Genomic DNA, 24,441 nt, shown 5'->3' on the forward strand with positions numbered 1-24,441 from the left:
CGTCCGGACACCGGACACACAAAGCGACACAGGGGGACGAGGCGATGACGGCCGAGCTGGTCCGGGGGCAGAACCATCCGCTTCCGCAGGCCCGCCTCGAAGTCCGGGTGTCGGCCTGCACGCCGGTCGTGGCCGGGGCCACGCTCGCTGACGCACAGGGCAGGGTGCCCGGCGTCGAGTGGGTGGCCCACCCGGGCGCGCCCGCGCTGCCCGGCCTGGAGGTCTCCCGGCAGGCCGCGGCAGACCACCGGCTGGCGTTCGATCTGGATGCGCTGCCGGAGAGCGTGCACCGGGTCAGCGTGCTGCTCGCCCTGCCCACGGGGACCGGCGGCCCCGCGCGGTTCGGGGGCCTCGCCGCCCCCGTCGCCACCGTCACCGGGATCGACGGCTCAGGGGTCGCGCACTACACCATGAGCGGCCTGGACTCCGAGTCTGCGGTCATCGCGCTGGAGCTCTACCGCAGGCAGGGTGCCTGGAAGGTCCGCGCGATCGGCCAGGGCTATGCGGGCGGACTCTCCGCGCTCCTCGCGGACCAGGGCCTGTCCGAGGCCGAGCCGCTCGCCGGCGGGATCAACGAGGCGGTGGCCCATGGCCTGGCCCGCTCGATCGCACCGCCACCGCCGCGCCTCCCGGACGGCGACCGCACCCGGCAGACGGCCGCCCCGGCGGCTCCCCAGGGGGCCTCCGGCGCCGTACAGCCCCACCAGGATCCGCCCGGCGTGCCCCGGCAGGGATCCCCGTACGACGCCACCGGCTCGCCCGACCCGGTCCCGCAACCAGCCTCCGGCGGCTCGATCGACTATGTGCACCCCCGTCGGCGTGGCGCGGCACCGCAGACGCCCCCGCCGACCGCGCCTGCGACCCCGCCGGGGCAGCCCGCGCAGCCCGTCGCGGGCGACGCCACCGGCTGGACCATGGAGGAGCGGCTCTACAACCAGGTGTGGGGCATGTTCGAGGACCTGGCGCGCGCGGCCGCCGCGTACCGCAGCGCCGTCGACTTCGCCGACTCCCGCCTGGAGCGGGAGCTGGACCATACGCTGGCGGATCCACGCAACCGGATCGGCGGCCAGGGCGACGCGGCGCGCGAGGCGGCCCGGAGCAAGCACACCGGACTCGTCACTCAGGCCAGGGCCTCGCTCGACCGCGACCTCACTCAGCTCAACGCGGAGTCGGACGTCGTCGAGCCCGCGCTGCCCCCGGCGTTCGCGGGCTGGGACAGCCCGGTCTGGCACGGGTACCGGGCGCCGACGGAGATCCCCATGGCTGTGCGCCTCGGAGATCTGCACCTCCCCGAGAGCGAGACCTTGCGCATCCCCATGCTGGTCAGGCTGCCGTTGCAGCGCGGGCTGTGGATCGACAGCGGCCGCTCCGGATCCCTGGACCCGCTGGTGGACTCCGACGAACTGCGTCGGCTCGCCATGGAAGCGGCGGTGGTGCACGCGGCACGGCTGCTGGCGGTGTACCCGCCCGGCGAGTTCGCGGTGCAGGTGATCGACCCGGCGGGCTCGGGCGCTCCGGCACTCGCGCCCCTGGTGCAGTCCGGGGTGCTCGTCGAGCCGCCCGCGGTCGGCGGTGCGGGCGTCTCCGATGTGCTCACCCGGCTGACCCAGCACGTCGACCTGCTGCAGATGGCCGTGCGCGGCGGCGCCTCGGAGGCTCTGCCGCCGGGCCTCGACATCGCAGGGCGTCTGCTGATCGTCCATGACTTCCCGCACGGCTTCGACGACCGGGCGGTGACCCAGCTGCGCTATCTCGCGGACGAGGGCCCGTCCGTCGGCGTGCAGCTGATGATGGTCGCCGACCGGGAGGACGCCACCTCCTACGGTCCGCTGCTCGACCCGCTATGGCGCTCACTGCTGCGGCTCACCCCGGTTCCCGACGACCACCTCGCGGACCCCTGGGTCGGCCATGCGTGGACCTACGAGCCCCCGCGGGTGCCCCGGGGCAGCCAGGTGCTCACCCAGGTGCTCAGCCGGGTCGCGGAGTCCCGCAGCGCCTGGGACCACTGACCGGACCCCTGTTGGCCAAAGATAAGTAAAGGCCCCGTGAACTGGGGATTTGGATCTATTTTTACTTTGTTCTTTACCTTTCCTTGGTGATTGGGGTACTGTTTTTCCCACGGAGGGGAGTACTCCCTATCTGCTGCGGCGCACCCGTCAATACGGATCAGGCCAGATCCCGGGGCGTCGGCCCAAAGGCACCGGACGCAGCACGCGCCCCGGGATCCTCGGGTGGAAGAGACCTCCGGCAGCGACGACGCTGATATCCGCCGTGACGTACTGCCGGAGGCGCAGTGAATGTTTCCCTGACCCTGTGGGTCTTCACGATCGTGGGCCTCGCTGCCCTCATCGCGGTCGACTTCTTCATCGGCCGTAAACCGCACGACGTGTCGATCAAGGAAGCCGGCATCTGGACGATCGTCTGGATCGCCTTGGCCGGACTGTTCGGCCTGGGCCTGTTCGTCTTCGGAGGCGGACAGCCGGCCGGAGAATTCTTCGCGGGCTTCATCACCGAGAAGTCGCTCAGCGTCGACAATCTCTTCGTCTTCGTCCTGATCATGGCGAAGTTCGCGGTGCCCTCGCAGTACCAGCAGCGTGTGCTCCTCGTCGGCGTGCTCATAGCCCTGGTCCTGCGGGCGGCCTTCATCGCCGCGGGCGCCGCGATCCTCGCGTCCTTCTCCTGGGTCTTCTTCCTCTTCGGCGCGTTCCTGATCTGGACCGCCTGGAAGCTGATCCAGGAGGCCAGGTCCGGAAAGGAGGAAGAGGAGGAGTACGAGGAGAACAAGCTGCTGAAGGCAGCCGAGCGCCGCTTCGGGGTGGCCGACCGGTACCACGGCACCAAGTTGTGGATCCAGCAGAACGGCAAGCGGGTCATGACGCCGATGCTGGTCGTGATGCTGGCGATCGGCACCACGGACGTGCTCTTCGCCCTCGACTCCATCCCCGCCATCTTCGGCCTGACCCAGGATCCGTACATCGTCTTCACGGCCAACGCGTTCGCGCTGATGGGCCTGAGGCAGCTGTACTTCCTCATCGGCGGCCTGCTCAGGAAGCTGGTCCACCTCTCCTACGGCCTGTCGATCATCCTCGGCTTCATCGGGGTCAAGCTGGTGCTGCACGCGCTCCACGAGTCCGGTGTGCAGGTCCCCGAGATCTCCATACCGGTCTCTCTGGGCGTCATCTCCGCCGTACTGGTCGTCACGACGATCACCAGCCTGACGGCCTCCAGGAAGCGGGAGGCGGTCGAGACGGCGCACCAGGTCGGCGAGGGGGCACGAAAGGACGGCGTCGAGACGTGACGAGGGCACGGCACCGAGCCAGGCGGCCGGAAGGGATGCGCGACGCGGCGCCACGCATCCCCAGGGCGAGCGCCGGGCGGTTCGGTGGCGGCCTGACCTGGAATGCGGGGCCCGCACGGGTCTGCGACGATCATTAGCATGGTCGTCCGGCTCCGATCACTCGCGACGCGATGGACGGCCGTCGTGCCGGTGGCCGCGGTGGTGCTGCTGGCCCTCACCTGGGGACGCGCTCTGCCCGGCGGGATCGTCGTCCTGGTGACGGTGATCCTCGCGGGCTCCGTCCTGGCCGCGGTCCACCACGCCGAAGTGGTCGCTCACCGGGTCGGTGAGCCCTTCGGGTCACTCGTCCTTGCCATCGCGGTCACGGTCATCGAGGTCGCGCTGATCGTCACCCTCATGGCCGACGGCGGCGCCAAGAGCGCGACCCTGGCCCGTGACACGGTCTTCGCGGCCGTGATGATCACCTGCAACGGCGTGGTCGGCGCGAGCCTCCTGGTGGCCTCGCTGCGCCACCGGATCGCGGTCTTCAACCCCGAGGGGACCGGGGCGGCGCTCGCCACCGTCGCGACCCTGGCCACCCTCAGCCTGGTTCTGCCGACGTTCACCACGAGCAAGCCCGGTCCGCAGTTCTCCTCGTTCCAGCTCATCTTCGCCGCGCTCTCCTCACTGATCCTGTACGGGCTGTTCGTGGCGACCCAGACGGTGCGCCACCGGGACTACTTCCTCCCGATCACCCGTCAGGGAGAGGTGATCCGGGCGGACGACCACGCCGGCGTGCCCTCCGCCCGTGCCGCCACCCTCAGCCTGGGTCTGCTCACGCTGGCCCTCATCGGTGTCGTCGGACTCGCCAAGGGCGTCTCGCCCGCCATCGAGTCCGGCGTGGCGGCGGCGGGCATGCCGCAGTCCGTCGTCGGAGTGGTGATCGCACTGCTGGTGCTGCTGCCGGAGACCATCGCCGCCCTGCGGTCGGCACGCCGCGACCGGGTCCAGACGAGTCTGAACCTGGCTCTCGGCTCGGCTATGGCCAGTATCGGCCTGACCATTCCCGCCGTCGCCCTCGCGTCCGTGTGGCTGTCCGGACCGCTCCTCCTCGGCCTCGGTCCGCTGCATATGGTGCTGCTCGCCCTGACGGTGGTGGTGAGTTCGCTGACCGTGGTGCCCGGGCGTGCCACCCCGCTCCAGGGCGGTGTGCACCTCGTGCTGTTCGGGGCGTATCTGGAGCTGGCGGTAAGCCCGTAGACAGCCCGGCGCCCACGACCGGCGGACAGGCCGGCGCGCGGGCGCCGATGGGCTCTCGGCCGCTCAGCCGGGTGCGGGTTCCGTCACCGGGACGGCCCCGGGAGCGGTCTCCGGCAGCAGCGCGAAGCACCCCAGGCTGACCAGGGCCACCGCCGTCAGATAGGCGCCGACCCCCCAGGGCACCCGGCCCCCGTAACCGGCCAGCGTCGTGGCCACGATCGGGGTGAGGGCTCCGCCGAGCACCCCTCCGAGGTTGTAGCCCACGGCCGCGCCCGTGCACCGCACCCGGGGCTCGTACAACTCCGGCAGATACGCGGCGGTTACGGCGAACATCGTGATGAAGGCGAGCATCGCTCCCAGGAACCCCAGGAACATCAGCACAGGCTCACCCGTGGCCAGCAGCGCGACCATCGGGAACATCCACAGGGCGACACCGGCGCACCCCGTGAGGCACAGCGATCGCTGCCCGTAGCGGTCTCCCAGGAGGGCCGCGAGAGGCGTCAGAGCGCCCTGCACCAGGACGGTGGCCATGACGCACGTCAGCATGACCGGACGGCTCACGCCGAGCCGCTCCGTCGCGTACGCCAGGGACCAGGTCGTCACGGAGTAGAAGACCGCGTACCCGACCGCCAGCGCACCGGCCGTGAGCAGTACCAGCCTCCAGTGGACACGCACGACCTCGGCGAGCGGCACGCGCGCGTGGTCGTCGATCTCCAGGAAGAGCGGACTCTCCGTCACGGAGGAGCGCAGCCACAGACCTGCTGTCGCCAGCAGCCCCGCGGCCCAGAACGGGATGCGCCATCCCCAGGAGGCGAACTGCGCGTCCGACAACGTCGCCGACAGCCCGAGCACCATGCCATTGGCCAGCACAAACCCCAGTGAGGGGCCCATCTGCGGAAAGCTCGACCACAGGGCGCGCCGCCCGGGTGGCGCGTGTTCCAGGGTCAGCAGCACCGCACCGCCCCACTCCCCGCCGAGCCCGAGCCCCTGAAGAAAGCGCAGCACCAGAAGGAGCAGGGGCGCGGCCATGCCGATCGTGCCGTACGTCGGCAGGCAGCCGACCGCAACCGTGGCGGCGCCGGTCAGTACCAGGGAGGCGATGAGGACCGGCCGTCTTCCGCGCCGGTCCCCGAGGTGCCCGAACAGCACCGAGCCGAGCGGACGGGCCAGAAAACCCACCCCGAAGGTGCCGAAGGCCGCCAGCGTGCCCCCGAGCGGCGAGAAGGTCGGAAAGAACAGAGGCCCCAGAACCAGGGCGGCGGCGGTGCCGTAGACGAAGAAGTCGTAGAACTCGATGGCGGTTCCCGCCAGTGAGGCGGCCGCGAGCCGCAGCAGGGACGGCGCCCTTACATTGCGTACATGGTGCATGCTGCCTCAATTACCCACCGTGATCTGCGGCTACGGGGGCGCATGGGGGCTCGGTGCACCCCGTGACGGGAGAGGGCGTACGCCCGGGGCCGTAGGGGGACCAGTACGCCACGGTGATGCGCCGGGCGATCGTGATAGACCGGGGGCTGAGCAACGGTCCTGCATGGGCCGGCAGATCCGAACGGACCGGAGGAACCGTGCCCCGTACCCTCGCCAACGCCCCGATCATGGTCCTCAACGGCCCCAACCTGAACCTCCTCGGACAGCGTCAGCCGGAGATCTACGGCTCCGACACGCTCGCGGACGTCGAGGCGCTGTGTGTGAAGACGGCGGCCGCCCACGGGGGCACGGTGGACTTCCGACAGTCCAACCATGAGGGCGAGCTGGTGGACTGGATCCAGGAAGCGCGGCTGAACCACGCGGGGATCGTGATCAATCCTGCCGCCTATTCGCACACCTCCGTCGCGATCCTGGATGCGCTCAACGCCTGTGACGGACTGCCGGTCGTGGAGGTCCACATCTCCAACATCCACCAGCGCGAGCAGTTCCGGCACCACTCGTACGTCTCCCTGCGCGCCGACGGCGTCATCGCCGGGTGCGGTGTGCAGGGATACGCCTTCGCGGTGGAGCGGGTCGCGACGCTCGCGGGGGCGCGACGCAGGCAGGCGTGACGCCCCGTCACCGGGTCTGAGCGGAGAGGTTCAGTCCGGTTGTCAGTGGCGGGTGCCACGCTCAACTCATGAACTTCTTCGACGGATCGACCGCGCCGGAACCCCCGGGCCGCCCGCGGTCCCGGAGTGTGCAGGGCTTCCTCCTCGCCACGGGGCCGGGGGAGATCATCACCACCGTCGTCGGCCCCGCCGGGGGAGCTGACGACGGGCCGACCGATCCGCCGCGTCCCGATCCCGACCGCGACGACTGGGAGGGGATCACCCACCACGGCCGACAGGACATCGGCGTCGTCGGAGCACGGCTGGCCCGGGGCGCCGATCCCGTCGCACCGCTCGGATCCTGGAGCGGCGAGACCCCGCTGCACCTCGCCGCGCGGCACGGCTCGCCCGAGGTCGCCGCGGAGTTTCTGCCTCGAGTCGAGGACGTGGACACCCTCGCGGACGACGGCCGGACACCCCTGTGGGACGCGGTCTGCCACGGCGCGCGGGAGGCCGTGGAACTGCTGCTCGCCGAAGGCGCGGACGCCTGGAGCCCGCGTCTGGGCGGACGCTCTCCCGGCAGACTGGCGCTCACCACCGCACTCGCCCCGCTCTTCGCGGGACTGCCCAACGCGGTGCCGCTCACCGCCGAGGAGCGCACGGCCCAGGAGGACGCCGACCGCAGAGCCGCCGTCTTCCACGACGAGGCAGCCCGTTGCTGCCTTGAGGCCGGGCGGTGAGGCCGTACGCCCGGCCTCCGGGGCCTTCGGGCACCCGTGCCTCAGAGCCGCCCCGCCTCCACGATCCGGTGCAGAAAGCGCAGGGTGCGTTCCTGCCGGGGATCGCCGAAGACCTGCTCGGCCGTGCCGCGTTCCAGGACCACGCCGCCGTCCAGGAAGCAGACCTGGTCCGCGACCTCACGGGCGAAGCCCATCTCATGGGTGGCCAGCATCATGGTCATGCCCTCGTCCTTCAGGTCCCGGACGACGGCGAGGACCTCGCCGACGAGTTCCGGGTCGAGGGCGGCGGTGATCTCGTCCAGGAGCAGCAGCCGGGGGCGTACGGCCAACGCGCGTGCGATCGCCACGCGTTGCTGCTGGCCGCCGCTCAGCCGGTCCGGATACTCGCCCGCCCTGGTCCCGAGCCCGAGGCGCTCCAGCAACCCATGGGCGTGCTCCTCGGCGGTGGCACGGTCCACGCCGTGCACCCGGCGCGGGGCGAGGGTGATGTTCTCCAGGACGGTCATGTGCGGGAAGAGGTTGTAGGCCTGGAAGACCACGCCGATCCGGCGGCGCACGGCGTCCTGGTCGACGCGCGGGTCGGTGATCTCCTCGTCGTCCAGCCAGATGGCCCCGTCGTCGATGTCCTCGAGGAGGTTCGCGCAGCGCAGCAGTGTCGACTTGCCGGAGCCTGAGGCGCCGATCAGCGCCGTCACCGAGTGCGGTGCGACCTCCAGATCGACGTCCCGCAGGACGACCGAACCGCCGAAGGTCTTGCGCACCGACTCCATACGCAGCACCGGGGAGTCGGGCAGTCCCGGGCCCTTGGCGGCGCCGTCCGAGGGGAGGATGTCGTTCACAGGTTCCCTCCCTGCGCCCGCTGCCGGTCCATCCGGGCGGTCACCCAGTCCGCGAAGCGGGTCATGGGAATGGTCAGCGCCACGAAGACGAGCCCCGCGACGATGTACGGCGTGTAGTTGAGACTGCGGCCCACGATGATGTCCGCGGCCCGCACCGCATCCACCGCACCGCCGATCGAGACGAGCCCGGTGTCCTTCTGCAACGACACCAGGTCGTTGAGCAGGGGCGGCACCTGACGCCGTACGGCCTGCGGGAGCACGACGTAGCGCAGCGCCTGACGGTTGGTGAGCCCGAGGGAGCGGGCCGCGGCGCGCTGCGAGGGATGGACCGACTCGATACCGGCGCGGAACACCTCGGCGACATACGCGGAATACGTCAGGGTGAGCGCCGTGCCGCCGAGGAGGACCGGGTCGACGGTCACGCCCTGCAGACGCAGCGCGGGCACGCCCAGCACCACGATCATGAGGTTGACGATCAGGGGCAGTCCGCGGAAGAAGTCCGTGTAGGTGGCGGCCAGCACGCGCAGCGGGAAGAACACCGGCCCGCGCAGGGTGCGGGCGACCGCGATCAGCATGCCGAGGACCAGGACGGCGGCCCCGCACACCAGCAGCAGACGGACGTTGAGCCACAGACCGTCGAGGACCTTCGGGAGGGCCTCGCGCGCGTAACGCGCGCTGAAGAACGTCTCCTTGGTACGCGGCCAGCCCGGCGCGTTGACGACGATCAGGTAGAGGACGGCACCGGTGACCAGGGTCGACACGGCGGCGACGGCGGTGGCGCGGCGGGCGCGGACACGCTTGTACCGCTCGCGCTCGATCCGCCGCGGGGAGGGGGCGTATGCGTCGTCCCCGCCGGCCCTGCCCGCCGCGTCGTCCGCGACCGCCCTGCCGTGTTCGCCGGATCCGTCCCCGGACTCCTCCTCGGTGACGGTCACTTGAGCACCGGGGCGTCGACGGCGTCGGACAGCCACTGCTTCTCGAGCCTCGCCAGGGTGCCGTCCTTGCGCAAGGCGTCCACGGCGGAGGTCACGCACGGGGTGAGCGCACTGCCCTTGTCCAGAACGAGCCCGAACTGCTCCGGGGCACCGCCCTGGTTCTCGAACTGACCGACGATCCGCGCGTCGGTCACCTCGGCCGCGGTGATGTAGAAGGCGGTCGGCAGGTCGGTGACGACGGCGTCGACCTGACCGTTCTTCAGGGCGGACTTGGCCTGGTCGTTCTTGGCGTACGCGGCCGGCTGCCGGGTCGGCTTCACCACGTCGGTGATGTAGTCGAGGCTGGTGGTGCCGACCTGGGCGCCCAGCCTGAGACCCCTCAGATCCGCGATGCTCTTCGCCTGCGCGGCCTTGGACCCCTTCAGGGCGATGACGGCCTGGCGGACGTCGTAGTAGCCGGAGGAGAAGTCCACGGCCTTCTTGCGTTCGGTGCTGATCGAGACTTGGTTGATGTCGAAGTCGAAGGTCTTCTCACCGGGCGCGAAGGCCTTGTTGAAGGGGACGGACTGCCAGACCACGGCGCTCTTGCCGTAGCCGAGCTGCCCCGCCACCGCGTAGGCCACCGCCGACTCGAAGCCCTTGCCGTTGGACGGTTTGTCGTCCTTGAACCAGGGTTCGTAGGCGGGCTCGTCGGTTGCGATGGTCAGCTTTCCCGAGGTCTTCGTGGCCAACTTGCCCTGCGCACAGGTGCCTGCGGCCGTCCCGGAAGCCGTGGCGGAAGCGTTGCCCTCCGGCTGCGGGGCGCACCCCACGGCGAGGGCGAGCAGAGCGACGGTGGCGCCGGACGCGGCGCGGCGCAGAGCGCGTTGGACACGTTGCATGGCGGGAGAGTGACAGCGCCGCACACTGTTTGTCGAGGTCACGTGGGCAACTGTCCGTATGGTGGGAACGGGTGTTGCAACTTTGTGAACGCTCCGGCGGTGGGCGCGCGCCGGGGCCGCCGGCCGAGGGCGGGAGACGAGGGACCGGCGGCCCGTTGCCGCGCAGGAGCCGTCTTCCTGAGCGGGGCTGCCTCCAGTTGACCGCGCCGACGTGTGTGCCGGGAGCGCGCGTGGGGGACCGGCGTGTGCGAACGGTTCACACGGGGCGCGTGCGCCCGGCCTTGTGCGCCGGGCGCGTTGCGAGGACGGCGCTCACCACCCCCGCGCGTGCCACTCCGGCAGGTGCGGACGCTCGTCGCCCAGCGTGGTGTCGTTGCCGTGCCCGGGGTAGACCCAGGTCTCGTCGGGAAGCACGTCGAAGATCTTCGTCTCGACGTCGTGGATCAGGCTGGCGAAGGCCTTCGGGTCCTTGTGTGTGTTGCCCACGCCGCCCGGGAAGAGGCAGTCCCCGGTGAACACATGGGGGTGTCCGTGCGGGTCGTCGTAGACGAGGGCGATCGAGCCCGGTGTGTGGCCCACAAGGTGGCGCGCGGTCAGTTCCACGTGTCCCACCCGGATCGTGTCGCCGTCGGCGACCGGCACGTTCGTCGGCACGGGGATGCCCTCGGCGTCGTCCCGGCCCGCGTACGTCCGCGCGCCCGTGGCCGCCACGACCTCGGCGAGCGCCTGCCAGTGGTCCCCGTGCCGGTGCGTGGTGACGACGGACGCGATGCCGTCGTCACCGATCATGCCGAGGAGCGCCCTGGCGTCGTTGGCCGCGTCGATCAGCAGTTGCTCGTCCGTGGCCCGGCAGCGCAGCAGATAGGCGTTGTTGTCCATCGGGCCGACCGCGATCTTGGTGATCATCAGGTCCTTGAGCTCGTGCACATCCGCCGGGCCGCCGACCGTCACCTGTCCGCTGTACGTCATGGCGGCAGCCTATAGCGGTGACGGGGCCGAAGGAGGCGTCGGCCTACAACGGCGGGAGCGTCGGCAGCGGCCCGCCCTCGACGTGCAGCGGGGAACCGTCGTGACGGCCCGCGAGCCACCCGAGCAGCACCGGCGCGGGTCCGTGCACCGTGACCTCGGGCTCCGCCGCCTCCCGGCCCGTGCGCCACGCGCGCGTGCCGTCCGTGACGCGGGTGTGCGGCACCTCTGTGAGCCCGGTGAACCGTTCGGTGAGGAAGACGATCTCGCGCTCGACGAACTCCGCCGACAGGTCCTGAAGCTCGTAGCCGATCCCGAGGTCCACATGGTGCAGCTCGACCTCGACCCACCGCCGGAACGGCACCCGGGCCGCCGCGTCGGTGACGCCGTTGCGCAGCTCCACCGTGCGGGACCAGTCCGCCGGCGCGTCCCCGGTCCTCTGGAACCGGGCCCCGCTCGCGCGCAGGTCGGCGAGCTGGGCGTCCAGGGGGCGCGGGGCGTCCCGCTCGATGTCGGCGTCCCGTACCTCGGCGGAGGCGTACATCGGACGTCCCTCCAGCACGTTCACGAGGGCGTCGGCATTGCGGGAGACATGGGCGAGGACATGGCCCCGAGTCCAGCCGGGCAGCCGTGACGACTCGGCCACCGCCGCGTTGTCCAGTTTGCCGACTGCGGTGAGAAGTCGCTCGGTAGCGTCACGTACAGACGCCAGGTCGCGCGCGTGATCCATCATGGGCCCGACCCTAGTCCGCCCACTCCTTCGGGTGAAGGAGGTGGACTCCGGCCGCAAATCGAATGCACGTGCTATATGGTCGAGTGCGGCGTCGGGCATGCTGGATGGCCGGGGATTGTTATGAACCCAGGAATCCGACCGGCGTTGTCAGTGGCTCCCCCTAGTCTGAGAAAGCACGGGGGCCCCGGCTCCTGTCGCTTCTCTCAAGAAAGGTGCGGACCGGCGTGGCCGACCGTCTCATCGTCCGTGGCGCGCGCGAGCACAATCTGAAGAATGTCTCGCTCGACCTGCCGCGCGACTCGCTCATCGTCTTCACGGGCCTGTCGGGGTCGGGCAAGTCCTCGCTGGCCTTCGACACGATCTTCGCCGAGGGGCAGCGGCGCTACGTGGAGTCGCTGTCCTCGTACGCCCGGCAGTTCCTCGGCCAGATGGACAAGCCGGACGTCGACTTCATCGAGGGCCTCTCGCCGGCGGTGTCGATCGACCAGAAGTCGACCTCGCGCAACCCGCGCTCCACGGTCGGCACGATCACCGAGGTCTACGACTACCTGCGGCTGCTGTTCGCGCGCATCGGCAAGCCGCACTGCCCGGAGTGCCGCCGCCCGATCTCCCGCCAGTCGCCGCAGGCCATCGTCGACAGGGTCCTGGAGCTGCCGGAGGGCAGCCGCTTCCAGGTGCTGTCGCCGCTGGTGCGCGAGCGCAAGGGAGAGTTCGTCGATCTGTTCGCCGACCTCCAGACCAAGGGTTACAGCCGTGCCCGGGTGGACGGCGAGACGGTCCAGCTGACGAATCCGCCCACGCTGAAGAAGCAGGAGAAGCATACGATCGAGGTGGTCGTCGACCGCCTCACGGTCAAGGACTCCGCCAAGCGCCGTCTCACCGACTCCGTGGAGACCGCGCTCGGACTGTCCGGCGGCATGGTCGTGCTCGACTTCGTCGACCTCCCCGAGGACGACCCCGAGCGCGAGCGCATGTACTCGGAGCACCTGTACTGCCCGTACGACGACCTGTCCTTCGAGGAGCTGGAGCCCCGCTCCTTCTCCTTCAACTCGCCCTTCGGCGCCTGTCCCGAGTGCTCCGGCATCGGCACGCGGATGGAGGTCGACCCCGAGCTGATCGTCCCGGACGAGGAGAAGACCCTCGACGAGGGCGCCATCCACCCCTGGTCGCACGGGCACACCAAGGACTACTTCGGCCGTCTCATCGGCGCCCTCGCGGACGCCCTCGGCTTCCGGACCGACATCCCCTTCGCGGGCCTGCCGCAGCGCGCCAAGAAGGCGCTGCTCTACGGCCACAAGACGCAGATCGAGGTCCGCTACCGCAACCGGTACGGCCGCGAGCGCGTGTACACGACGCCGTTCGAAGGCGCCGTCCCCTTTGTGAAGCGCCGCCACAGCGAGGCCGAGAGCGACGCCAGCCGGGAGCGCTTCGAGGGCTATATGCGCGAGGTGCCCTGCCCCACCTGTGAGGGCACCCGGCTCAAGCCGATCGTCCTCGCGGTCACGATCATGGACAGGTCGATCGCCGAGATCTCCGCGATGTCGATCAGCGACTGCGCGGACTTCCTGGGCAAGCTCAGGCTCGACGCCCGTGACAAGAAGATCGCCGAGCGGGTCCTCAAGGAGGTCAACGAACGGCTGCGGTTCCTGGTCGACGTCGGCCTGGACTATCTGTCGCTGAACCGCGCGGCCGGCACCCTCTCCGGCGGCGAGGCCCAGCGCATCCGCCTGGCCACCCAGATCGGCTCCGGACTCGTCGGCGTCCTGTACGTCCTCGACGAGCCCTCCATCGGCCTGCACCAGCGCGATAACCACCGGCTGATCGAGACCCTGGTCCGTCTCCGCGACATGGGCAACACGCTCATCGTCGTCGAGCACGACGAGGACACCATCAAGGTCGCCGACTGGGTCGTCGACATCGGCCCCGGCGCGGGCGAGCACGGCGGCAACGTCGTGCACAGCGGCTCCCTGAAGGAGCTGCTCGCCAACGACGAGTCGCAGACCGGACAGTACCTCTCGGGCAAGAAGTCGATCCCGCTGCCCGACATCCGACGCCCGCGCGACCCGTCCCGGCAGCTCACGGTGCACGGCGCCCGGGAGAACAACCTCCAGGACATCGACGTGTCCTTCCCGCTGGGCGTGTTCACGGCCGTCACCGGTGTGTCCGGCTCCGGAAAGTCGACGCTGGTCAACGACATCCTCTACACCCACCTCGCCCGTGAGCTGAACGGCGCGAGGAACGTTCCCGGGCGGCACACGCGCGTGGACGGCGACGACCTCGTCGACAAGGTCGTACATGTCGACCAGTCGCCCATCGGCCGCACCCCGCGGTCCAATCCGGCGACGTACACCGGCGTCTTCGACCACATCCGCAAGCTGTTCGCCGAGACCACGGAGGCGAAGGTCCGCGGTTACCAGCCGGGCCGCTTCTCCTTCAACGTCAAGGGCGGCCGCTGCGAGAACTGCGCGGGCGACGGCACCATCAAGATCGAGATGAACTTCCTCCCGGACGTCTACGTCCCGTGCGAGGTCTGCCACGGCGCCCGTTACAACCGGGAGACCCTGGAGGTCCACTACAAGGGCAAGTCCATCGCCGAGGTCCTGAACATGCCGATCGAGGAGGCCATGCACTTCTTCGAGGCGGTGCCGGCGATCTCCCGCCATCTGAAGACGCTGCACGACGTCGGTCTCGGCTACGTCCGCCTCGGCCAGTCCGCGACCACCCTGTCCGGTGGTGAGGCCCAGCGTGTGAAGCTCGCCAGCGAGCTGCAGAAGCGGTCCACCGGACGCACGGTCTATGTGCTGGACGAGCCGACCACCGGTCTGCACTTCGAGGACATCAGCAAGCTGCTCACGGTGCTCGGCGGACTGGTCGACAAGGGCAACACGGTCATCGTCATCGAGCACAACCTCGACGTCATCAAGACCGCCGACTGGATCGTCGACATGGGTCCCGAGGGCGGTGCGGGCGGCGGTCTCGTGGTCGCCGAGGGCACGCCCGAAGAGGTCGCGGGGGAGTCGGCCAGCCACACCGGCAAGTTCCTGCGCGAGGTCCTCGGCGCGGACCGCGTCAGCGACGCGGCCTCGGTGAAGGCGCCGCGCAAGGCGACGGCGGCCAAGGCGGTCGCGGCCACGTCGACGGCCAGGAAGACGGCGACGGCCCGGACGGTGAAGAAGACCGCGCCGGCCAAGACTGTGAAGACCGTCAACAACACGGCGGCCAAGAAGGCCGTCGGCGCCACGAAGAAGGCGGCACCCGCGAAGAAGACCACGCGGGCACGCAAGGCCTGAACCCCGTAGGAAACCCGGCGCCCCGCGGAACTCCCCGCGGGGCGCCGCGCGTTGGACGTGCGCGCTACGGGGCGGTCAGCTCGGACGCGTACGGCGGTTCCGCGCCGGCCCGCGAGCAGGTGACCGCCGCGGCACGGGCTGCGAAGCGCAGCAGCTCACGCCAGTCGTCGGCGTCCAGGGCGGCCGCCGCCTCCGGGGAAAGGGCGTCGCGCGCGGCCAAGCCGTGCAGCAGCGCCGCGTTCACCGTGTCACCGGCACCGATGGTGTCCACGACCTCGACCGGCACCCCTGGCACCGAATGCTCCGCTCCGTCGCGGGTGAAGGCCGTCATCCCGTCGCCCCCGTGGGTGATCACCACCGCGGACGGCCCGGAGGCCAGCCATTCCCGCGGGGTGCCGCCCAGCCACTGAGCGTCCTCGGCGGAGAGCTTGAGCAGGGACACCGACGGCAGCCAGCTCTTGAAGCGGGCCCGGTAGGCGTCGGGGTCCGGGATCAGGCCCGCGCGGATGTTCGGGTCGAGAGCGGTGAAGACGCCCTGGGCGGCGGCGCGGCGCATCAGCTCCTCGTAGGCGCTCGCCCCCGGTTCCAGAACCAGGGAACAGGTGCCGAACGAGACCGCCCGCGTGTCGTGCGGCAGGCGTTCCGGTGCCGTGAACAGCCGGTCGGCACTGCCGTCGACGTAGAAGGAGTACGCGGCCGAGCCGTGGTCGTCGATCGTGGCGACGGCCAGGGTGGTCGGCTCCGGGCCCCGCCGCACCGCCGACACGTCCACGCCCGCCGCGCGCAGCCCGTCGAGCAGGGCCTCTCCGAAGGAGTCGGAGGACAGACGGGAGCAGAAGGCTGCCGGGGAGCCGAGCCGGCCGAGGGCCACGGCGGTGTTGTAGGGGCCGCCGCCGAGCGCCGGCCGCAGCGGTGCGAGGGCGCCCGCATGCTGCGGGACCAGGTCGATCAGGGCCTCACCGGCGACGACGATCACGAGACGGTTCCCTTCGCGGAATGGGTGTCGGGGCATCCGCACGAGGTGCGGTGTACGAAGGCGCAGGGGAGCCGCACGGTGCGGGAGGGGCGGTCCGGCGCGTCGAGACGCTCCAGCAGAAGCCGTACGGCCTCCGCGCCGATCTCTGTGCTGGGCTGGGCGACGGCGGTGAGCCGGGGCGAGAACAGATCGGCCCAGGCGAAGTCGTCGAAACAGACGAGCGCCAGGTCGTCCGGTACGGACAGTCCGTGATCCCGCAGCGCCCGCAGCGCTCCGATGGTCATCGCGTTGTTGGCGGTGACCAGGGCCGTGGGCGGTGCGGCGAGCGACAGCAGGGCGGCCGTGGCGCGCTGAGCGCCCTCCGCCGCGGAGTCGCCATGAACGATCAGCCGCTCGTCGTGGGGGAGTGCGGCGGCCGCGAGTCCGTGCCGGTACCCGTTGATCCGCTCGGTCGTGGTGCTGAAGCCGGGCAGACCCGCGACCAGGCCGATCCGCCGGTGGCCGAGTCCGGCGAGATGGGTGACCAGGCGGGCCATGGGGGCGGCGTTCTCGGCGCAGATCTGGTCGAAGCGGAAGGGGCCGTGGGTGTCCTCGTCCCCTGTGGGGATGCCCGCGGTGTCCTCCTGCGCAGGCGCAGGCGCAGGAGCAGGGGCAGGAGAGACCAGGCGGTCGAGGAACACCGTCGGGACGCGGTGGCGTGCGAGAAGGGCGAGGACGCCGCGCGGGTCCGCGGAGGGGGCGACGATCACACCGTCGACCCGGCGCTCGTGCAGGAGCCGGACGACATCGCGCTCGTGCTCCGGGTCGTCGTGCGGATCGGCGATGAGCAGACCGTAGCCGTGCTCCCGGGCGCGGGCCTCGACACCCTGGAGGATCTCCGTGAAGTACGGGTTGCTGATGGCCGACACCGCGAGCCCGATGGACCGGGTACGGGAGGTCACCAGGGAGCGGGCGAGCGTGTTCGGGGTGTAGCCCAGCTCGTCGATGGCGTCCAGCACCGCCTGGCGGGTGTGGGGCAGAACCGGGCGGGTGTCGTTCAGAACGTGGGAGACGGTCGCGACGGACACACCCGCGCTCCGTGCGACATCGGCCATCGTTGCCAACGTGTCCCCCTTCTCAGGCCGTCAGGGCGGGAACGTATCCCATTCGGCGGCCCGACGTAAACGCTTACGCGAGCGTTTGACTCGGCACTCGGCACTCGGCACTCGGCGCCGAGCCCGCCGCCCCGGTCGTGGGTGGAATGTCCGCCACCGGTATCGTCGGCCCGTCACCCGTCCGGTGTGCAGCGCCCCCTGACCAGTGGAGATCTCATGGCCGCCCGTCCCTCCGCGAGCCGTCGTACCGTCCTGCGCGGGGCGGCGCTCACCCCGGTCGCCGGGCTGGGACTCGCGGCCTGTTCGCCCGGCGGTGACTCCGGCGCGACGCCGGCCACGCCCACCGCCCCGGTCGCGCTCGGACCCGAGAGCGAGGTCCCCGTGGGAGGCGCGAAGCTGTACCGGGACGAGAACGTCGTCGTGAGCCGCGCCGCGAACGGCTCTTTGAAGGCGTACAGCACCATCTGCACGCACGCGGGATGCGCCATCAACAAGCTGGCGGGCACGACGCTGGTCTGTCCCTGCCACGGAAGCCGGTTCGACGCCGTCACGGGCAAGGTGGTGCAGGACCCGGCCACCGAGCCGCTGCACGAGCTGTCCGTCGAGGTGAAGAACGGCCGGATCGTGGCAGGCCCGACGGCCTGACCAGCGGACGGGCCCGCCCCCGACCGAGGTCACGACGCGCCCGCCCGCTCGCCCAAGGTCCGCCCCTGGCCGGCCGAAGGGCCAGCGCGCCTGCCCGGCCGACGGTCCAGCGCGCCTGCGCGGCCGAGGGGCCAGCGCCCCCGCCCGCCCGACGGTCCAGCAGGCTCACCGGGCCCGAGGGCTCAGCGGCTTCGTATCATTCCCAGTCCCACCCGATCCCCACCATCCCCGACCGCACCCTCGGCTCCACCAGGTGCACCGAGCGGTGGCTGCCGCTCAGCCGCAGCTCCTGGCGGCCGCTGCGGGGGGCGGCGGGGTTGTGCTGGCTGAACCGGTGACAGCGCACCGGCAGCGCCTCCTCGTCGAAGCGCACCTGAAGTGCGTACTGCCCGCCCGCCAGGCCGAACCCGCGGACGTATTCACAGGACGCGCCGGCGGTGCCGTCCTCGAAGGCGTAGCGGAAGAGAAACGTATCGCCAGTGTGCAGCCGGGTGTCGAAGAGCAGTTCGGCGACGAGGATGCCGGTGTCGCGGTGCCAGCGCACCCGGCCGGTGCGGCAGTTCTCCAGCGCGTGCACCGCGATCCGTTCGGGGGCGCACCCCGGGTCGCCGTGGTGGACGGCGAGATAGCGGTCCACACCGTCCGTATGGGCACGCACGATGTGCTGGGACTCCCTGGCGAGCAGCTCGCGGCGCGCGCCGATACGGACGTGGTCCTGATGGCCGATGATGTGCAGTCCGCTGTCGAGCGGCGCCTCCAGCTCGGCGAGGAGCCGCTCCAGTACGTCCGAGGCCTCCACCAGGGAGCGGTAGGACCGGCCCGTGGGACGGTCGGGGCCGGTGGGCTCGGCGGACTCGACGAGCAGCCGGATGAGCGACTCGTCGGGCAGCTGGAGGATCTCCTCCAGGGCCCGTACGGCGCGCAGGGACTCGGGGCGCTGGGGGCGGCGCGCCCCTTGCTGCCAGTAGCTCAGGCTCGTCACCCCGACCCTGACCCCGTACCGCGACAGATGGTGTTGCACGCGCTGCAGTGGCAGTCCGCGGGCGGCGATCGCGGCGCGCAGCGCGACATGGAAGGGGCCGCCGCGCAGGGCTGCCGCCAACTCCGCCGGAACGATCGGAACGACGTCCGCGTGCTGTGTGCCGTGCCGCATACAGGGGGCCTTTCTGTGAAGGTGCGCGGCGGCTGGTCGGACCGCGCGCGGGGTCGTACCGGGCCGCGCCGGAGGCGTGTGAGGTCCGTTCACAAGCGAACCTCTCCGGCGGCGGCCCGAAGTTTTCCCGCATTGAAGCGTGTTGACCAAGCCCCGACAACACCTGAGCCCCGATGGACGGCGGACCATGGCCGAAGGCTGTACCCGCTGCGGTGGAGCGATCACCGACTGCTGTGCGGAGGTGTCGAGAACGGACTGCCGGGGGCTCTGCGCGCGTGTGGCCGACAAGGCCGGCCCCCGCGATCCGGCCGGACGGCGACTCCGCGCCGGCGCGCCGCCTTGAAGAGGGCGACCGGGCGGGCCGGACGGCCTCGCGAGGCCGGGGCGGGATCCCGCCGGTGGTTGTCCACAGGGGCGCCGCGCTGTCGGCCCCCGCCAGTAGGGTGTGAGACATGGCCGACCCCTCCAGCTACCGACCCAAGCCGGGCGAGATCCCGGACTCTCCCGGGGTCTACAGGTTCCGGGACGAGCACCGCCGGGTGATCTACGTCGGAAAGGCGAAGAGCCTGCGCCAGCGCCTGGCGAACTACTTCCAGGACCTGGCGGGCCTCCACCCGCGCACCCGCACCATGGTCACCACGGCCGCGTCCGTGGAGTGGACCGTGGTGTCCACCGAGGTCGAGGCCCTGCAGCTGGAGTACACCTGGATCAAGGAGTTCGACCCCCGGTTCAACGTCAAGTACCGCGACGACAAGAGCTACCCCTACCTCGCGGTGACGATGAACGAGGAGTTCCCGCGCGTGCAGGTGATGCGCGGCCAGAAGCGCAAGGGCGTGCGCTACTTCGGACCGTACTCCCACGCGTGGGCGATCCGCGACACCGTGGACCTGCTGCTGCGCGTGTTCCCCGTGCGTACCTGCTCGGCGGGCGTCTTCAAGAACGCCGCCCGCACCGGCCGCCCCTGTCTGCTCGGCTACATCGGCAAGTGCTCCGCGCCCTGCGTCGGCCGGATCTCGCCCGAGGACCACACCGAACTGGCCGAGGAGTTCTGCGACTTCATGGCCGGCCGTACGGGCGCGTACCTCCGCCGTCTGGAGAAGCAGATGACGGAGGCCGCCGAGGACATGGAGTACGAGCGGGCCGCCCGGCTGCGCGACGACATCGAGGCCCTGAAGAAGGCCATGGAGAAGAACGCGGTCGTGCTCACCGACGCGACCGACGCCGATCTCATCGCGGTCGCCGAGGACGAGCTGGAGGCGGCCGTGCAGATCTTCCATGTGCGCGGCGGGCGCGTGCGCGGTCAGCGGGGCTGGGTCACCGACAAGGTGGAGGACGTCACCACCGGCGCCCTCGTCGAGCACGCCCTCCAGCAGCTCTACGGCGAGGAGACGGGCGACTCCGTGCCCAAGGAGGTCCTCGTCCCCGCGCTGCCCGACCCCATAGAGCCGGTCCAGGACTGGCTCACCGGCCGCCGCGGCTCCAACGTGTCGCTGCGCATCCCCCAGCGCGGCGACAAGAAGGCGCTCATGGAGACCGTGGAGCGCAACGCCCAGCAGGCGCTCGTCCTGCACAAGACCAAGCGTGCCTCCGACCTGACCACCCGCTCCCGCGCCCTGGAGGAGATCGCCGAGGCCCTGGGCCTGGACAGCGCCCCGCTGCGGATCGAGTGCTACGACATCTCGCACCTCCAGGGTGAGGACGTGGTGGCCTCCATGGTCGTCTTCGAGGACGGACTCCAGCGCAAGAGCGAGTACCGCCGCTTCCAGATCAAGGGCTTCGAGGGCCAGGACGACGTCCGCTCCATGCACGAGGTCATCACCCGCCGCTTCAGGCGCTACCTGGCGGAGAAGGAGAAGACCGGGGAGTGGGCGGACGGTGAGATCGCCCTGACCGAGGACGACGGGCGGCCGAGGCGGTTCGCCTACCCGCCGCAGCTCGTGGTGGTCGACGGCGGACAGCCGCAGGTCGCCGCCGCCCGGCGGGCCCTGGACGACCTGGGCATCGACGACATCGCCGTGTGCGGTCTCGCCAAGCGCCTGGAGGAGGTCTGGCTGCCGGACGAGGACGACCCGGTGGTCCTGCCCCGTACCAGCGAGGGTCTGTATCTGCTCCAGCGCGTCCGGGACGAGGCCCATCGCTTCGCGATCACCTATCAGCGCACCAAGCGGGCCAAACGTGTCCGGTCGAGTCCCCTGGACGAGGTGCCGGGGCTCGGCGAGACCCGGAAACAGGCGCTCGTGAAGCATTTCGGCTCGGTGAAAAAGCTGCGATCCGCGACAATCGACCAGATTCAGGAGGTCCCCGGGATCGGCCGCAAGACGGCCGAGACGATCGCCGTGGCCCTCGCCCAGGCGGCTCCGGCCGCACCCGCCGTGAACACGGCGACTGGAGAGATCATGGAAGAGGAAGAATCCGGGACGATGCCGGGTTTCCCCGGGGAGCCCGTGTCCGCGGGTGCCCCGGACGAGCGACGGGGGCAGGAGACATGACCGAGCACGACCAGCGCGCAGAAGAACGCTCAGCCCAGGGCGAGACCGCCCCGAGCGAGGCGAGCGAGGACCGGACGCAGGCGACGGTCCAGGAAAACGGAGCACAGGTGAGTACGGGCAGTGAAACAGCCGGGGCCGCCGACACGGGCATCCCCGAACTGGTGATCATCTCCGGCATGTCCGGCGCCGGCCGTTCGACGGCCGCCAAGTGTCTGGAGGATCTCGGCTGGTTCGTCGTCGACAACCTGCCGCCCGCGCTGATCCCCACCATGGTGGAACTGGGCGCCCGCTCCCAGGGCAACGTCGCCCGGATCGCGGTCGTCGTGGATGTCCGCGGCCGGCGTTTCTTCGACAACCTCCGCGAGTCCCTGGCCGACCTGGAGGCCAAGCACGTCACCCGGCGAATCGTCTTCCTGGAGTCCTCCGACGAGGCCCTGGTCCGCCGCTTCGAGTCGGTTCGCAGGCCGCATCCGCTGCAAGGGGACGGCCGCATCGTCGACGGGATCGCCGCCGAGCGCGAGCTGCTGCGCGAGCTGCGCGGCGACGCCGACCTGGTGATCGACACCTCCAGCCTGAACGTGCACGAGCTGCGCGCCAAGATGGACGCCCAGTTCGCCGGCGACGAGGAGCCCGAGCTGCGGGCCACCGTCATGTCCTTCGGGTTCAAGTACGGCCTGCCGGTCGACGCCGACCTGGTCGCGGACATGCGCTTCCTGCCCAACCCGCACTGGGTCCCGGAGCTGCGCCCCTACACCGGCCTCAACGAGGAGGTCGCCGCGTATGTCTTCAACCAGCCCGGCGCCAAGGAGTTCCTCGACCGGTACGCCGAGTTGCTCCGGCTCATTGCGGCCGGGTACCGGCGTGAGGGCAAGCGCTATGTGACGATCGCCATCGGCTGCACGGGGGGCAAGCACCGTTCCGTCGCCATGTCCGAGAAGCTGGCCGCTCGTCTGGCCTCCGAGGGCGTGGAGACCGTGGTCGTGCACCGGGACATGGGGCGCGAGTGACCGGACGTACTCTGCGGCTGAGCAGGCTGCGCCGAGTGGCGCCCGAGGGACGCGGCGGCCGGGCGCGCCGCCGCGGCACCCAGCCCAAGGTGGTCGCCCTCGGCGGCGGCATGGGCCTGTCCGCCTCGCTCGCCGCTCTGCGCCGGATCACCGGCGACCTCACCGCCGTCGTCACCGTCGCCGACGACGGCGGCTCCAGCGGGCGCCTGCGCGACGAGCTGGGCGTGCTGCCGCCGGGCGACCTGCGCAAGGCGCTGGCCGCCCTGTGCGGCGACGACGACTGGGGCCAGACCTGGGCCCGTGTCATCCAGCACCGCTTCCACTCCCGGGGCGATCTGCACGACCACGCGGTCGGCAATCTGCTGATCGTCGCCCTGTGGGAGCAGCTCGGCGACCATGTGCAGGCCCTCGACCTGGTCGGCAGGCTCCTCGGCGCCCACGGCCGGGTCCTGCCCATGTCCGCCGTCCCCCTGGAACTCGAGGCCCTGGTCAAGGGCCACGACCCGGAGCACCCGGACGAGGTCGGCACCGTACGGGGACAGGCGACCGTCGCGCTCACCCGGGGAGAGGTGCAGTCGGTGCACCTCGTGCCGCCCGACCCGCCGGCCGTCCCGGAGGCCGTCGCCGCGGTCCTGGACGCGGACTGGGTGGTGCTCGGTCCCGGCTCCTGGTTCTCCTCCGTGATCCCGCATCTGCTCGTGCCCGAGCTCCTGGACGCGCTCATGGAGACCAAGGCTCGTCGGGTGCTCTCCTTGAACCTCGCGCCGCAGCCGGGTGAGACCGAAGGGTTCTCCCCGCAGCGTCATTTGGAGGTTTTGGGACGACACGCCCCTAAACTCGCCCTGGACGTGGTGCTGGCCGACCAGGCCGCGGTGCCCGACCGCGCCTCGTTGACCGAGGCCGCCAAGCGGTTCGGCGCAGCGGTCGAGCTGGCGCCGGTCGCTCGTACCGACGGAACCCCGCGGCACGACCCGGAGCTGCTGGCCGCCGCGTACGACCGTATTTTTCGGATGCATGGAAGGATCGGCCCATGGCGATGACGGCAGCGGTGAAGGACGAGATCTCCCGGCTTCCCGTCACCCGGACCTGCTGCAGAAAAGCGGAGGTCTCGGCGATCCTGCGGTTCGCGGGAGGACTGCACCTGGTCAGCGGACGCATCGTGATCGAGGCGGAGCTGGACACGGCGATGGCGGCCCGGCGTCTCAAGCGGGACATCCTGGAGATCTTCGGCCACAGTTCCGAACTGATCGTGATGGCACCCGGCGGCCTGCGCCGCGGTTCCCGCTACGTGGTGCGCGTGGTGGGCGGCGGCGACCAGCTGGCCCGGCAGACCGGCCTGGTGGACGGCCGCGGCCGCCCGATCCGCGGCCTGCCCCCGCAGGTGGTCTCGGGGGCCACCTGTGACGCCGAGGCGGCCTGGCGCGGCGCGTTCCTGGCGCACGGCTCGCTGACGGAGCCCGGCCGCTCGTCGTCCCTGGAGGTGACCTGCCCCGGCCCGGAGGCCGCTCTCGCACTGGTCGGCGCCGCCCGTCGGCTGTCGATCGCCGCCAAGGCCCGGGAGGTACGGGGTGTGGACCGCGTCGTCGTCCGGGACGGTGACGCGATCGGTGCGCTGTTGACCCGGCTCGGCGCGCACGAGTCCGTGCTGGCCTGGGAGGAGCGGCGGATGCGCCGCGAAGTCAGGGCCACGGCGAACCGCCTCGCCAACTTCGACGACGCCAATCTGCGCCGCTCGGCCCGTGCCGCCGTCGCCGCCGGCGCGCGTGTCGCCCGTGCCCTGGAGATCCTCGCCGAGGAGGTTCCCGAGCATCTCGCGGCGGCGGGGCGTCTGCGCATGGAGCACAAGCAGGCCTCCCTGGAGGAGCTGGGCGCCCTTGCCGACCCGCCGCTGACCAAGGACGCGGTCGCGGGGCGTATCCGCCGACTGCTGGCGATGGCCGACAAGCGCGCCGCGGACCTGGGGATCCCGGGGACGGAGTCCAACCTCAGCGAGGAGATGGCGGACAACCTGGCGGGCTGACGTACACGCCCCCGGCAGACCGGTGCCGACGCCCGCTCGGGGCGTCGGCACCGGTCTGTTTATGTGTCCTTGGGGCGCTCTTGACTCGATCATGAATTGTCATGAGCCTGGCACGTGC

At 71.0% G+C, this 24,441-nt stretch carries 20 protein-coding genes; 11 read left to right on the forward strand and 9 right to left on the reverse strand.

Going from position 1 to position 24,441, the window contains the following annotated elements:
* Positions 1 to 44: 44 nt before the first annotated feature.
* The 3 genes from AB0L95_RS08990 (at position 45) to AB0L95_RS09000 (ending at position 4,537) form a co-directional block, all read left to right on the forward strand.
* Positions 45 to 2,009, forward strand: coding sequence for a TerD family protein (locus AB0L95_RS08990; RefSeq protein WP_365159153.1), 1,965 nt, complete (start codon positions 45 to 47; stop codon positions 2,007 to 2,009).
* Between the two features lie 284 nt (positions 2,010 to 2,293).
* The gene (locus tag AB0L95_RS08995; RefSeq protein WP_365159156.1) at positions 2,294 to 3,298 is read left to right on the forward strand and encodes a TerC/Alx family metal homeostasis membrane protein; all 1,005 of its coding nucleotides are present in this window, start codon (positions 2,294 to 2,296) and stop codon (positions 3,296 to 3,298) included.
* A 138-nt stretch (positions 3,299 to 3,436) separates the two neighbouring features.
* Positions 3,437 to 4,537, forward strand: a complete 1,101-nt coding sequence (locus tag AB0L95_RS09000) for an ionic transporter y4hA (RefSeq protein WP_365159158.1) — start codon at positions 3,437 to 3,439, stop codon at positions 4,535 to 4,537.
* A 63-nt stretch (positions 4,538 to 4,600) separates the two neighbouring features.
* Here the strand turns inward: AB0L95_RS09000 and AB0L95_RS09005 are convergent, their stop codons facing one another.
* Positions 4,601 to 5,905 (reverse strand): MFS transporter, encoded by a 1,305-nt coding sequence (locus AB0L95_RS09005; protein ID WP_365159161.1) that lies wholly within the window; start codon positions 5,903 to 5,905, stop codon positions 4,601 to 4,603.
* Positions 5,906 to 6,102: 197 nt separating this feature from the next.
* On the opposite strand from AB0L95_RS09005, the gene aroQ reads away from it, so the two are divergent.
* Both aroQ and AB0L95_RS09015 read left to right on the forward strand, forming a co-directional pair.
* Positions 6,103 to 6,576: a type II 3-dehydroquinate dehydratase gene (aroQ, locus tag AB0L95_RS09010; protein WP_365159164.1), complete on the forward strand. Its 474-nt coding sequence runs from the start codon at positions 6,103 to 6,105 to the stop codon at positions 6,574 to 6,576.
* Positions 6,577 to 6,644: 68 nt separating this feature from the next.
* Positions 6,645 to 7,295 carry an ankyrin repeat domain-containing protein gene (locus AB0L95_RS09015; protein WP_365159167.1) on the forward strand — a complete coding sequence of 217 codons (651 nt, stop codon included), beginning with the start codon at positions 6,645 to 6,647 and terminating at the stop codon, positions 7,293 to 7,295.
* 41 nt (positions 7,296 to 7,336) lie between these two features.
* Here AB0L95_RS09015 and AB0L95_RS09020 read toward each other — a convergent pair whose 3' ends face one another.
* The 5 genes from AB0L95_RS09020 to AB0L95_RS09040 all read right to left on the reverse strand — a co-directional run bounded on the left by AB0L95_RS09020 (position 7,337) and on the right by AB0L95_RS09040 (position 11,649).
* Entirely contained in the window at positions 7,337 to 8,065 is a 729-nt protein-coding gene (locus AB0L95_RS09020; protein WP_365159636.1) for an amino acid ABC transporter ATP-binding protein, read from the reverse strand.
* A gap of 65 nt (positions 8,066 to 8,130) precedes the next feature.
* The gene (locus AB0L95_RS09025; protein ID WP_365159170.1) at positions 8,131 to 9,069 is read right to left on the reverse strand and encodes an amino acid ABC transporter permease; all 939 of its coding nucleotides are present in this window, start codon (positions 9,067 to 9,069) and stop codon (positions 8,131 to 8,133) included.
* Positions 9,066 to 9,950 (reverse strand): ABC transporter substrate-binding protein, encoded by an 885-nt coding sequence (locus AB0L95_RS09030; RefSeq protein ID WP_365159173.1) that lies wholly within the window; start codon positions 9,948 to 9,950, stop codon positions 9,066 to 9,068. Before AB0L95_RS09030 ends, AB0L95_RS09025 begins: the two co-directional genes overlap by 4 nt.
* A 312-nt stretch (positions 9,951 to 10,262) precedes the next feature.
* Positions 10,263 to 10,919 (reverse strand): MBL fold metallo-hydrolase, encoded by a 657-nt coding sequence (locus AB0L95_RS09035; RefSeq protein ID WP_365159176.1) that lies wholly within the window; start codon positions 10,917 to 10,919, stop codon positions 10,263 to 10,265.
* A 43-nt stretch (positions 10,920 to 10,962) separates the two neighbouring features.
* Positions 10,963 to 11,649, reverse strand: a complete 687-nt coding sequence (locus AB0L95_RS09040) for a maleylpyruvate isomerase family mycothiol-dependent enzyme (RefSeq protein WP_365159179.1) — start codon at positions 11,647 to 11,649, stop codon at positions 10,963 to 10,965.
* A gap of 224 nt (positions 11,650 to 11,873) precedes the next feature.
* Here AB0L95_RS09040 and uvrA point away from each other — a divergent pair, with 224 nt between their 5' ends.
* Complete coding sequence (gene uvrA, locus AB0L95_RS09045) at positions 11,874 to 14,939, forward strand: excinuclease ABC subunit UvrA (RefSeq protein WP_365159182.1); 3,066 nt, start codon at positions 11,874 to 11,876, stop codon at positions 14,937 to 14,939.
* Between the two features lie 64 nt (positions 14,940 to 15,003).
* On the opposite strand, the gene AB0L95_RS09050 is transcribed toward uvrA, so the two are convergent.
* The gene (locus tag AB0L95_RS09050; RefSeq protein ID WP_365159184.1) at positions 15,004 to 15,915 is read right to left on the reverse strand and encodes a carbohydrate kinase; all 912 of its coding nucleotides are present in this window, start codon (positions 15,913 to 15,915) and stop codon (positions 15,004 to 15,006) included.
* Entirely contained in the window at positions 15,912 to 17,018 is a 1,107-nt protein-coding gene (locus AB0L95_RS09055; protein WP_365159187.1) for a LacI family DNA-binding transcriptional regulator, read from the reverse strand. Before AB0L95_RS09055 ends, AB0L95_RS09050 begins: the two co-directional genes overlap by 4 nt.
* Positions 17,019 to 17,225: 207 nt before the next feature.
* On the opposite strand from AB0L95_RS09055, the gene AB0L95_RS09060 reads away from it, so the two are divergent.
* Positions 17,226 to 17,654: a Rieske 2Fe-2S domain-containing protein gene (locus AB0L95_RS09060; protein WP_365159190.1), complete on the forward strand. Its 429-nt coding sequence runs from the start codon at positions 17,226 to 17,228 to the stop codon at positions 17,652 to 17,654.
* A gap of 196 nt (positions 17,655 to 17,850) precedes the next feature.
* Here the strand turns inward: AB0L95_RS09060 and AB0L95_RS09065 are convergent, their stop codons facing one another.
* Entirely contained in the window at positions 17,851 to 18,807 is a 957-nt protein-coding gene (locus AB0L95_RS09065; RefSeq protein ID WP_365159192.1) for a hypothetical protein, read from the reverse strand.
* 452 nt (positions 18,808 to 19,259) lie between these two features.
* Between AB0L95_RS09065 and uvrC the strand changes: the two genes are divergently transcribed.
* Genes uvrC through whiA form a run of 4 tightly spaced genes read left to right on the forward strand, consistent with a single transcriptional unit; the run spans position 19,260 to position 24,323 of the window.
* Positions 19,260 to 21,296 carry an excinuclease ABC subunit UvrC gene (uvrC, locus tag AB0L95_RS09070; RefSeq protein WP_365159194.1) on the forward strand — a complete coding sequence of 679 codons (2,037 nt, stop codon included), beginning with the start codon at positions 19,260 to 19,262 and terminating at the stop codon, positions 21,294 to 21,296.
* A complete protein-coding gene (gene rapZ / locus AB0L95_RS09075) occupies positions 21,293 to 22,303 on the forward strand; it encodes an RNase adapter RapZ (protein ID WP_365159197.1) in 1,011 nt (336 codons plus the stop codon). The genes uvrC and rapZ overlap by 4 nt, the downstream gene beginning before the upstream one ends.
* Positions 22,300 to 23,343 (forward strand): uridine diphosphate-N-acetylglucosamine-binding protein YvcK, encoded by a 1,044-nt coding sequence (yvcK, locus tag AB0L95_RS09080; protein ID WP_365159200.1) that lies wholly within the window; start codon positions 22,300 to 22,302, stop codon positions 23,341 to 23,343. The genes rapZ and yvcK overlap by 4 nt, the downstream gene beginning before the upstream one ends.
* Positions 23,334 to 24,323 (forward strand): DNA-binding protein WhiA, encoded by a 990-nt coding sequence (gene whiA / locus AB0L95_RS09085; protein ID WP_365159203.1) that lies wholly within the window; start codon positions 23,334 to 23,336, stop codon positions 24,321 to 24,323. The genes yvcK and whiA overlap by 10 nt, the downstream gene beginning before the upstream one ends.
* Positions 24,324 to 24,441: the final 118 nt, after the last annotated feature.

It is taken from the genome of Streptomyces sp. NPDC052036, assembly GCF_040680495.1.
In the GTDB taxonomy this organism is placed as follows: domain Bacteria; phylum Actinomycetota; class Actinomycetes; order Streptomycetales; family Streptomycetaceae; genus Streptomyces.

Excerpts from the sequence above, each read along its gene's own strand:
- uvrC (WP_365159194.1), top strand. The coding sequence starts at position 19,260 with ATGGCCGACCCCTCCAGCTACCGACCCAAGCCGGGCGAGATCCCGGAC.
- AB0L95_RS09030 (WP_365159173.1), bottom strand. The coding sequence starts at position 9,950 with ATGCAACGTGTCCAACGCGCTCTGCGCCGCGCCGCGTCCGGCGCCACC.
- AB0L95_RS09035 (WP_365159176.1), bottom strand. The coding sequence starts at position 10,919 with ATGACGTACAGCGGACAGGTGACGGTCGGCGGCCCGGCGGATGTGCAC.
- whiA (WP_365159203.1), top strand. The coding sequence starts at position 23,334 with ATGGCGATGACGGCAGCGGTGAAGGACGAGATCTCCCGGCTTCCCGTC.
- AB0L95_RS09005 (WP_365159161.1), bottom strand. The coding sequence starts at position 5,905 with ATGCACCATGTACGCAATGTAAGGGCGCCGTCCCTGCTGCGGCTCGCG.
- AB0L95_RS09000 (WP_365159158.1), top strand. The coding sequence starts at position 3,437 with ATGGTCGTCCGGCTCCGATCACTCGCGACGCGATGGACGGCCGTCGTG.
- AB0L95_RS08990 (WP_365159153.1), top strand. The coding sequence starts at position 45 with ATGACGGCCGAGCTGGTCCGGGGGCAGAACCATCCGCTTCCGCAGGCC.
- AB0L95_RS09020 (WP_365159636.1), bottom strand. The coding sequence starts at position 8,065 with ATGGAGTCGGTGCGCAAGACCTTCGGCGGTTCGGTCGTCCTGCGGGAC.
- AB0L95_RS09040 (WP_365159179.1), bottom strand. The coding sequence starts at position 11,649 with ATGATGGATCACGCGCGCGACCTGGCGTCTGTACGTGACGCTACCGAG.
- rapZ (WP_365159197.1), top strand. The coding sequence starts at position 21,293 with ATGACCGAGCACGACCAGCGCGCAGAAGAACGCTCAGCCCAGGGCGAG.
- AB0L95_RS09015 (WP_365159167.1), top strand. The coding sequence starts at position 6,645 with ATGAACTTCTTCGACGGATCGACCGCGCCGGAACCCCCGGGCCGCCCG.
- AB0L95_RS09060 (WP_365159190.1), top strand. The coding sequence starts at position 17,226 with ATGGCCGCCCGTCCCTCCGCGAGCCGTCGTACCGTCCTGCGCGGGGCG.
- AB0L95_RS09065 (WP_365159192.1), bottom strand. The coding sequence starts at position 18,807 with ATGCGGCACGGCACACAGCACGCGGACGTCGTTCCGATCGTTCCGGCG.